Below are 8,890 nucleotides of genomic sequence, written 5' to 3' on the forward strand. Positions count from 1 at the left end.
CGATTATCGCCCGCCGATCACGAGCGCGTTTTAAAATACTGTTTTGGGTTACGGTGGCGTTTTGTCTTGTTATGATGCTGGTATTGCCACGAGGGTTCTTATTATGATCAGCGACGATTCGTTAATACAGTCGATGTGCCAGCATCATTTATTTTCTGGCCTGGATTCGAAACAGATCAGTAACCTGATGACCAACGCGCATCGGGTTAGCCTCGATGCCGGTTCGGTTTTGTTTCATCAGGGTGACGTTTCTGACCGGTTCTATTTTGTGGCTCAAGGTAAGGTACGGTTATACCGAATCGCGCCCAGTGGCCACGAAAAAGTGGTCGATATTGTTCGGGACGGGCAATGCTTCGGCGAAGCCTTGATGTTCAGTGAACAGAGGCATTTTCCAGTCTCCGCGGATGCATTATCCAACAGCGTCGTGATTGGATTTGAAAATCATGCGTTTATGACCCTGTTAAAGAATGATAGCCATTTGTGTTTCGCATTAATGACGCAAATGAGTCAGCGTTTGCATTCCCAATTAAACGAAATTGAAAATCTGTCGCTGCAGAATGCACTGCATCGACTCGTCAATTTTCTGCTGCGAGAGCTAGAAGTCAGTGGTGGTTCGATGGTGTTGGATGTGCCCAAACGCTTGATTGCCTCCCAGTTGGCTATTCAACCGGAAACACTGTCGCGTTTGTTACGTAAATTATCGGATGCTGAAATTATTCAGGTGGATCAAAAGAATCTCACGCTCCTCGATAAGTCCCGCTTATACGATTTAGCGACAGACAATCAACCTCTGCGTTCCGCTTAAATAAAAACCGTCTTGGGCTGTTCTGCAGGTTCACGAATGTGCTAAGCACGCAATGGAATCCATGGTTCGGTGCGAGCTGTGAGTGTTGCATTGTGCACTGTTCTAAAAGCTTATCACCACACCGTGAACGGCAGGCACTGTCATATCGATTTTAAGTCGCCAGTGTCCGAATGATACCGAAAGCGCAACGGCAGCCCATGGCCGGCTCACTTGTTCAAGCATTTCTACTTGACCAACCTGTTAGATGTAAAGTGTTTCGTATGGTCGTTTGCGAGGCGGCGAAACAACCGTATGAGTTTCCTTCTTGATAGACATTTCCTCACACGATTTTTGTCTCACTCATGTTTGAATTGCCTCATTGGTTTCCATTACAGACGCAGGCCTAAATAGCCGTTTCGTCGCATCGGCTTTGGCAGAATTAATTGACATGTCGCAACGGTTTCAAAGGCATAGATGCCCTTGCAAACGCCGCGCGTGCAGGGAAGCACGCTCAAGCGACCGTTCGAAGACAGTGGCAATTTAGGAATAACGCAAACGCGAGCGGCTGAAGGGGGGGGGGCAATTGGATTGCCCCTTGGGATAACAATCCTTCAAAAGATCCTTGCTTTAAGAACCTTACCATTGTCGCCAGACCGGATTGGATCTTCGCAGTAAGTATCCTTCGGGTATTGCTCTTGAACCGGGCATTCAATTTGGCTCCAAGGATTCGTCGTTAAAGAAAGAACCCTGGGCAACGGTCGTTAACGGCCTTGGATGAAAGGGCACCTAAGTGCGAAGCGGACTCATAATAATGCTCTTTGGTTCTGTAGCGCACAGACCAGCTCCGAATACTCTGGTTATATTAAACCCGGTAAAAAAGACCAGGAGAACATTATGTTAAGTACCATTGCTATTTTACTACTCATTTTATGGGGAGTTGGCTTGTTATCGGCTTATACCCTTGGCGGGTTCATTCACATTCTGTTGATCATCGCGATCGGTATTCTCATCGCTCGTATGATTCAAGGTAGGAGACTTTAACGTGAACATTCAAAAATTTGTTGCCATCTTCTTCGTGGTGGCAGGCGCTCTCGGGCTAGCCTATGGCGGGTTCACTTACACCAGTGATCGGCACACGGCAGAAGTCGGGTCAGTCAGTTTGACGGTTGCCGAACAGGAAGACTTTAACATTCCTATATGGGCCGGGCTGGCATTGGTTTTTGTCGGTGGTGCATTGTTGGTTGTTCGGAAAACGGCCTGACCCCTGCGCTGTCAGAAAAACCAGCAGTACTCAATGGGGGGCAGTCTGAGTAAGGCCACATCGTTCGTATCTCTGACGCGGGTGATCCGGTCAAGGAAGTTTAGTTTTACATGCTGGCCGTTGCGCCGCAGATAGTTCAATCAAGTAAAACACTAAAGGATTTATCGATGACTATTTCCACAGTCCCAGTCTCTTATTTTTCGAAAAAAACAATCACAGTCATGAGCCTGATTTTACTCAGTATGGCTGTTTTCTTATTAACGGCGACCCGTAGTGCTTATGCTGCGACTGCTGTTGACCTAGAAGTGGATGCTCAGCAGGCATTGCAAACTTTGTATAAAACCAGCCCGGCAGCGGAAGAATTGTCAAACAGTGCAAAAGCGGTTTTGGTCTTTCCGAATATCGTCAAGGCGGGCCTGGTTTTTGGTGGCAGCTATGGTGAAGGTGTGTTATTTGCCGAAGGCAAAACCGTTGACTTCTATAACTCCATAACCGGTTCTTGGGGGCTGCAGGCGGGCGCTCAGTCTTATGGCTACGCCGTTTTTCTGATGAGAGACTCTGCCGTAAAATACCTTATTGATTCTCGCGGGTTGGAAATTGGTGTGGGTCCCACGGTGGTGTTGGTTACGGACGGAATGGCCACGAATCTTTCCTCTTCCACGCTGAAAAAAGATGCTTATGCTTTCATTTTCGACCAACAGGGTCTTATGGTCGGTGTGAGCATTGAGGGGACAAAAATATCGATAATCAATCGTTAACCTTGGGCACCTCTGAATAATTGTTATCTACCTCAGCAAGTGCCGAAATTCTCAAATTTTGAGGCAAGCTCTGCAGGCAATATTCATTATCTTGGCAAAGGACTTAATAAAGAAATTTGCCATTTCAGACCCGCCCTGTGGGTCCTTCAGATCGATGAATGAGCTTTGTTGTGTGTTTTGACAAGGACTCGCTATTCCCTGCAAAAAACACCTCGCTCATTTTATCGATCTGATAGCACTGAGGTCATTTGAATTAATCACTGCTGCCCTCGACCCTACCATTCACAACCGAATTTTAAGGCGCTGCGGTACTTTGCTGACACAGCTGAATCCATTGTTCGATCCCGGCTGTGCGGTATTTGTGCTTGTGCAGAATAAAATACAGGTGGCGATTAAAACGTCGCCCTTCCACACGTAATGGAACGAGGTTGCCGCGTTTAAACGCATCCACCAAGGTGATCTCCGAGAGGCACCCAATGCCTAAGTTGGCCTCAACTGCGCGCTTAATAGCTTCGGTGTGTTGCAGTTCCAGCGCGATCTGAATATCCGCCAGCACGTCGTGCATTGCCCAATCAAACGTCTGCCGGGTTCCCGAGCCGGCTTCGCGCAGTATCCAGGGCTGGCTCACAATGTCTTGTTCAGTCAGTACGCCGTTTTCGGCTAAAGGGTGGTCTGCATGACAGAACACAATCAACTCATCGGTGCGCCAGTGAATCGCGTCCAGATCTGGTTCATTGCATTCGCCTTCGATCAGACCGATATCCAGTTCATAGTTACGTACCCGTTGCGCAATCGTCGTGGTGTTCGCGACATCCAGTTCAATGCGGGCTTGTGGGTGTTGCTTCATAAACCGGGCCATCAGGTTAATGGCCAGATAGTTACCGATAGACAGCGTTGCGCCGATTTTGAGGTCGCCAATGTCCGAATGGCGCCGAAAACCGGCCTCCAGGACCCGGGCCTGATCGAGCAGCGCCTCAGCCTGAACTCGCAGAGTCCGGCCGAGTTCATTCAGGCGCAAGGTTTTCCCGGCCCGGTCAAACAACTGAATATCAAACTGCTGCTCCAGTGTTTTCAGGGCTTCGCTGGCGGCCGACTGCGACATCGCCAGTTCTTTCGCGGCCAAGGAAATGCTCTGATGGTGCGCCGCCGCCAGAAAAATCTCCAGCTGTCGTAGAGTATATTTCATTATCGTATTTTCCGATATATGTAACTTGATAATCCTGATTGTCAGATAGGTTAGGGAACTTTTACACTGGTCGCAACTCAAACTGACACCAACCTGCGACGACATGGGGCAAACACATGGCAAACCTGCGCAAAGAGACCGTAACCGACGTTCACCACTGGAACGAGTCACTGTTTAGCTTTAAAACCACCCGGGATGATGGCTTTCGGTTTAAGAACGGTCATTTCGTGATGATTGGCCTGGAGCAGGAAGATGGCCGACCGTTGATGCGTGCGTACAGCATTGCCAGTGCAAACTACGAAGAAGAACTGGAGTTTTTCAGCATTAAGGTTCCGGACGGTCCGTTGACCTCGAAGTTGCAGAAAATCAAAGTCGGGGACGAGATCGTGGTCGGTTCCAAACCCACGGGCACGCTCATTCTGGATAACCTGTTACCGGGCAAAAATTTGTACTTGATCAGTACCGGTACCGGTTTGGCGCCGTTTATGAGCGTGATCAAAGACCCAGAAACCTATGAGCAGTATGAAAAGGTCATTCTCACGCACGGTGTCCGCACGGTTGATGAATTGGCCTACAAAGATCTCATTAAAGAAGACTTACCGACCAATGAGTATTTTGGTGATATGGTACGGGACAAATTGATTTACTACCCAACCGTAACGCGTGAAGATTTTATCAATACCGGCCGACTCACAGAGCTTATGGATAATGGCAAACTCTTCCGCGACGTAAACTTACCGGCCATGAATCCCGAACACGACCGATTCATGATTTGTGGTTCACCAAGCATGCTGAAAGACACCTGTGAGATCCTGAACCGCCATGGCTTTGTTGAAGCCCGTCACGGTGACCAGGGTCACTACGTGATTGAACGAGCGTTTGTGGAAAGTTAAGGCATATTAGTCGTAATCGACACATTCTCCGTATAGGCTGGCACCACTACATTTTTGGAACAGCCTTTTTTATGCACGCCATACGACACCCATCTCATTACTCGGCACTGCTGCTGGCCGCTGTATTGCTCAGCGGCTGTGTTGTTTTTCCCAAGCAGAATGTGAATGACGCCACGCAACTTTCGGGTTGCCTGCCATTTCCAAATTGTGTCTCCAGTGATTCGGGCAGCCCGATTCATCGCTTTGAACCGATGACCTTGGCTATGCCCATTGCGCAAGCCTGGCCGGAAATCATCATCGCCGTCACCGACTTGCCCAATACCAACATTACCTATCAGGAAGGCTACTATCTGTACGCCAAGTCCTACAGCGAGTTGTTTCGCTTCGTTGATTTTGTCGAAGTGTTGGCCGATCCAGCAACCGGCGTTGTGCATGTGCGGTCATCGTCACTATTGGGTTTATCGGATCTCGGGGTGAACCGACATCGGGTTGAGCAATTGCATGAAAACCTGATTGCACGCGGCGTCGTCCGTTAAGGGGTTAACCTCATTGTCCGATCTAGTGGTAAGTCAGTTGATCCACAAAAGCGGTGCATTGCTTTCAAATAGAAAACGACTGTTTAGTCGATATGAGAAATACTTTCAATCACATCGTAAGTGAACATCGTTTACTGGCGAGGCATAGCTGGCTTTGCACATTAGCTGACTGAAAAAGTTTCTTATTTTTTCCGTTGCTTGCACACGGCTGTCGTAGCTTGGCATTGAAACCAATTATCATTCATCCCTGTAGCAGACATACTCTACGGATCAATCGGGCTACGAATCCCTCTTTCCTGTATACCGACAACATGGGTATAAATTTGCGTTGTCTCGACTGACGAGTGACCGAGAATCTCCTGTATGTTGCGTATGTCGGTTCCTTGTCGCAATAATTCGGTGGCAAATGAATGTCGGAAAGTATGGCAGCTAACCCTCTTATTGATTTTTAGGCATTAGACTGCCCGTTTTATCGCTCGTTGAACCTGATCCCGAGAAATATGGTGTCTTCTTTCAACACCACTGCGAGGATCTGTAGAATATACATGTGAGGGAAAAAGGTACTGCCAACCTAATTCATATTGTGCATTTGGCCACTTCAGAGACAAAGCATCAGGAAGATAAACACCGGCTTTACCGATGGCAAGATCTGCTTCAAAGGTATGCTCTACAAAGGCAATCTGTGATTGTAGTGATTGGTGCAGTGATAATGGTAGAAGCGTGCGTCGAGATTTATCGCCTTTAGCTCCCATAACAAAAAGACCGCCGTTGGCAAAATCAATGTCTTTTACTCGTAGATTCAATGCCTCACTGACTCGCAATCCTGACCCGTACATGAGTTGGGTCACCAACTTAGGTACATCACTTAATTCCTTGATGACGGAAGCTGCCTCGGCTCTAGACAATACGATAGGAACTCTTGGCTTTCGTTTGGCGTAATTGAAGCCTAATCCACAGGTGTCGAATCCCAGAAACTCACGATAAAGCAGAATCAAAGCATTAAGTGCAGTCGCTTGGGTATTAGGTGAGCAAAACCGTTGTTGCGCTAAATAATTAAGGAATGTGTCGATATCCTGAAGCCTAAAGTCTTTAGGGGATTGGTACTTGCTAAATTTAATAAAGCGTTTCGCCCAAAGCAGGTAAGTCTTTTCTGTGGCATAGGCGAGACCGCGTGAACGAATAAATACTCTGAATTGATCTAAGAAGCCTTTAGGCTTTTCGGGTAAAGCGGTCCGGATGTCAATCGGTTCTGGTTTTCTCATAAACGTACATTTCCTTGTACATGTTATATGTATATTCATACAGTATAGGGTCGGATATAGAAATGACCCGAGAAACCGATCACAAAATCGTGACGTTTACGCTTACATATCCGGGGTATTGTCATATATATGAGCTGAAGCTTAAAAACTCCGGGAATGAGCCTGAGAACGAGTATCTACCAAAAGGCTCGACATTAGGGAAATCGGGTGTTTGAAGTGCTTGGTTATTTAAAATACTTGAGCTGGAGCACAAAAATAAGGATGGTCAAATTGACATCCAACGCGGAAGCTCTCAATATGCTTGACTTAGAAGCGACATAGGCTTGTGTCAGACAATTACATATGTGCGCATGAAAAATACGCAGTAGCGTACGAATAAACTGTTATATCTCAAGGAGAACTCGTGCCAGGAATTGAAGTTGAAATTGCGCCTCCTGCTAACTGGCAGGACTTCGAGCGACTTACGCTCGACTATGCACGTAGGGCTTGGAAAGACGATTATGCAGAACGCCACGGTCGTCAAGGCCAGGCCCAAGCAGGCGTGGACGTCTTTGGCTACAACCATTCTTCTAGAGAAGAAACCGGGATTCAGTGTAAGAAAAAGCGAAATTCCGCTTCTCCATCTAAACGACTAACAACCACTGAAATCGATGCCGAAGTATCTGCAGCCAAGGGGTTTAAGCCAAAGCTGGGTCGCTTTGTAATTGCTACCACAGGTCCAAGAGATGCAAACTTACAGGAGCACGTTCGTGCGTTGAATAGCGCTGGGCAACCATTTAAGGTGTCGTTGATGTTCTGGGAAGATTATCAAGACTTTCTCAACGACCATACCGACCTTATGTACCGATACTACAAAGAGGTTTTGGAATACAGAGATAGTTACGATGAGCTAGAGCACTACTTACTTCTGTTGAGTTCTGCGTTTGACCGCCCTGCCATAAGAACCCCGTTTCATTTGGAAAATAGAGCTACTGATTTCATCAAAGCAATCGGTGATACGCAAAGTGCAATTGCTACCGGACGCCTGGTGGATCGCGAATCCCGGGTTATCGATGAATGTAGAATTCCAAAACCAAAAATTGCAGGACTAAAGAAGGCTGCCGAGCTCCTCCAGAATGTCCGGGAAATAGCAACTCAAGCTTTGCGTGATGGCGTAATCGTTGAACATGAGACTGTAATTGAAATTAAGTCTCATGAAGTTACTCAACAGTTAAATTCCTTAAGAGAAGATGCAGTCGAACTGCTTAACAAGGAGCTTGTCCAGCGCGGTTTGGAATCAGTAGATTTTTGCGAATATTGAGATATAACAATCGCATGTTGTTGGACTGGTTTTCCGCAGTGCTCCAAACCAGCCACAAATGCGGGCGTTATGAGCTGCCATGAAAGCAAATGAACTACAGATTAATAAACTTGCACAAGGCCTTATTCCAATTGAGGTTGGATTGAAGTGGTTTGCTAGTTCTACTGATGCACAGAAGCTAGAAATTATGGGTTCCCTTGACCTGTGTGTGTCTCAGTCACACCCGACATCAGAGGAGATTATAAAGGGAACTGGTCTCTCTGGATTGAGGCCAACCTATACACCTTGCGTTATTGTTAGCAGTAGGCCATTCAGAGAAGCCCGATCTAAGCTGAAGCAACTTCGAGGCATTGATCAAGATCGTGCATTTTCATTGTTATTGGCGATCTTTTCATTAGCAGATCAAAGGCGAAGAGAAAGTGATTGTAGGGAAGGGTGTGTACATGAATGGCATAACCTCACAAGCTCATAACAAACAGCAGCATCGGACTGGCAAACCTGTCACTCAAATTGCTGCGCAATTACGTGCCAGTTCTGCCACCCGCTGTGCTGGGCGTTATGGTTTTAAGGAAACTAAGTGAAACCGGTAGTAGTAACACTTTGTGGTAGCACCAAATTTAAAGAAGCATTTATTGAAGCTAATGCCACTGAAACTATGTCGGGCAAAATTGTACTTTCGGTAGGTGGTTTCGATCATGCTGAAGGTGTCGTGTTAACCGAGAGCCAACGAGAAATGCTTGGCAAGCTCCATGAGCACAAAATCGATATGTCTGATGAAATCTTAGTTTTGAATGTAGGCTGTTATATCGGTGATAGCACAAAACATGAAATAGAGTACGCGCGTAAACTTGGTAAAAGTGTAAGATTTCTTGAAAAGCAATCTTGAGACAAACCAAGTCGGTACGCAAAC

Annotated in this window: 10 protein-coding genes and 1 pseudogene; 9 read left to right on the forward strand and 2 right to left on the reverse strand. The window is 46.8% G+C overall.

Going from position 1 to position 8,890, the window contains the following annotated elements:
* Positions 1-103: 103 nt before the first annotated feature.
* The 4 genes from IYN85_RS24585 to IYN85_RS24600 all read left to right on the forward strand — a co-directional run bounded on the left by IYN85_RS24585 (position 104) and on the right by IYN85_RS24600 (position 2,803).
* Positions 104-805 carry a Crp/Fnr family transcriptional regulator gene (locus IYN85_RS24585; RefSeq protein ID WP_196161629.1) on the forward strand — a complete coding sequence of 234 codons (702 nt, stop codon included), beginning with the start codon at positions 104-106 and terminating at the stop codon, positions 803-805.
* 873 nt (positions 806-1,678) lie between these two features.
* Positions 1,679-1,825 (forward strand): lmo0937 family membrane protein, encoded by a 147-nt coding sequence (locus IYN85_RS24590; RefSeq protein WP_196161630.1) that lies wholly within the window; start codon positions 1,679-1,681, stop codon positions 1,823-1,825.
* Position 1,826: 1 nt separating this feature from the next.
* A complete protein-coding gene (locus IYN85_RS24595; protein ID WP_196161631.1) occupies positions 1,827-2,045 on the forward strand; it encodes a hypothetical protein in 219 nt (72 codons plus the stop codon).
* Positions 2,046-2,155: 110 nt separating this feature from the next.
* Complete coding sequence (locus IYN85_RS24600) at positions 2,156-2,803, forward strand: YSC84-related protein (RefSeq protein ID WP_230390961.1); 648 nt, start codon at positions 2,156-2,158, stop codon at positions 2,801-2,803.
* A gap of 295 nt (positions 2,804-3,098) precedes the next feature.
* Here the strand turns inward: IYN85_RS24600 and IYN85_RS24605 are convergent, their stop codons facing one another.
* Positions 3,099-3,989 carry a LysR substrate-binding domain-containing protein gene (locus tag IYN85_RS24605; RefSeq protein WP_196161632.1) on the reverse strand — a complete coding sequence of 297 codons (891 nt, stop codon included), beginning with the start codon at positions 3,987-3,989 and terminating at the stop codon, positions 3,099-3,101.
* 116 nt (positions 3,990-4,105) lie between these two features.
* Between IYN85_RS24605 and IYN85_RS24610 the strand changes: the two genes are divergently transcribed.
* Together IYN85_RS24610 and IYN85_RS24615 are read left to right on the forward strand one after the other, a co-directional pair.
* Positions 4,106-4,882, forward strand: a complete 777-nt coding sequence (locus IYN85_RS24610) for a ferredoxin--NADP reductase (RefSeq protein ID WP_196161633.1) — start codon at positions 4,106-4,108, stop codon at positions 4,880-4,882.
* A 71-nt stretch (positions 4,883-4,953) separates the two neighbouring features.
* Complete coding sequence (locus IYN85_RS24615; RefSeq protein ID WP_196161634.1) at positions 4,954-5,418, forward strand: DUF1499 domain-containing protein; 465 nt, start codon at positions 4,954-4,956, stop codon at positions 5,416-5,418.
* A 263-nt stretch (positions 5,419-5,681) separates the two neighbouring features.
* Here IYN85_RS24615 and IYN85_RS24620 read toward each other — a convergent pair.
* Positions 5,682-6,719, reverse strand: a pseudogene (locus IYN85_RS24620) (integron integrase).
* 364 nt (positions 6,720-7,083) lie between these two features.
* On the opposite strand from IYN85_RS24620, the gene IYN85_RS24625 reads away from it, so the two are divergent.
* From IYN85_RS24625 to IYN85_RS24630, 3 genes are all read left to right on the forward strand, one after another.
* Positions 7,084-7,980, forward strand: coding sequence for a hypothetical protein (locus IYN85_RS24625; protein ID WP_196161635.1), 897 nt, complete (start codon positions 7,084-7,086; stop codon positions 7,978-7,980).
* A gap of 79 nt (positions 7,981-8,059) precedes the next feature.
* On the forward strand, positions 8,060-8,452 hold the full coding sequence (locus IYN85_RS26540; RefSeq protein WP_370592245.1) for a DUF5958 family protein: 393 nt from the start codon (positions 8,060-8,062) through the stop codon (positions 8,450-8,452).
* A 105-nt stretch (positions 8,453-8,557) separates the two neighbouring features.
* Positions 8,558-8,866 carry a hypothetical protein gene (locus IYN85_RS24630; protein ID WP_196161636.1) on the forward strand — a complete coding sequence of 103 codons (309 nt, stop codon included), beginning with the start codon at positions 8,558-8,560 and terminating at the stop codon, positions 8,864-8,866.
* The last annotated feature ends 24 nt before the right edge of the window (positions 8,867-8,890 follow it).

It is taken from the genome of Reinekea sp. G2M2-21 (genome assembly GCF_015687175.1).
Lineage (GTDB): Bacteria > Pseudomonadota > Gammaproteobacteria > Pseudomonadales > Natronospirillaceae > Reinekea.

Bases quoted from the DNA above. Each gene is read 5' to 3' on its own strand.
- IYN85_RS24585 (WP_196161629.1), top strand. From the start codon at position 104: ATGATCAGCGACGATTCGTTAATACAGTCGATGTGCCAGCATCATTTA.
- IYN85_RS24590 (WP_196161630.1), top strand. From the start codon at position 1,679: ATGTTAAGTACCATTGCTATTTTACTACTCATTTTATGGGGAGTTGGC.
- IYN85_RS24600 (WP_230390961.1), top strand. From the start codon at position 2,156: ATGCTGGCCGTTGCGCCGCAGATAGTTCAATCAAGTAAAACACTAAAG.
- IYN85_RS24605 (WP_196161632.1), bottom strand. From the start codon at position 3,989: ATGAAATATACTCTACGACAGCTGGAGATTTTTCTGGCGGCGGCGCAC.
- IYN85_RS24610 (WP_196161633.1), top strand. From the start codon at position 4,106: ATGGCAAACCTGCGCAAAGAGACCGTAACCGACGTTCACCACTGGAAC.
- IYN85_RS24615 (WP_196161634.1), top strand. From the start codon at position 4,954: ATGCACGCCATACGACACCCATCTCATTACTCGGCACTGCTGCTGGCC.
- IYN85_RS26540 (WP_370592245.1), top strand. From the start codon at position 8,060: ATGAAAGCAAATGAACTACAGATTAATAAACTTGCACAAGGCCTTATT.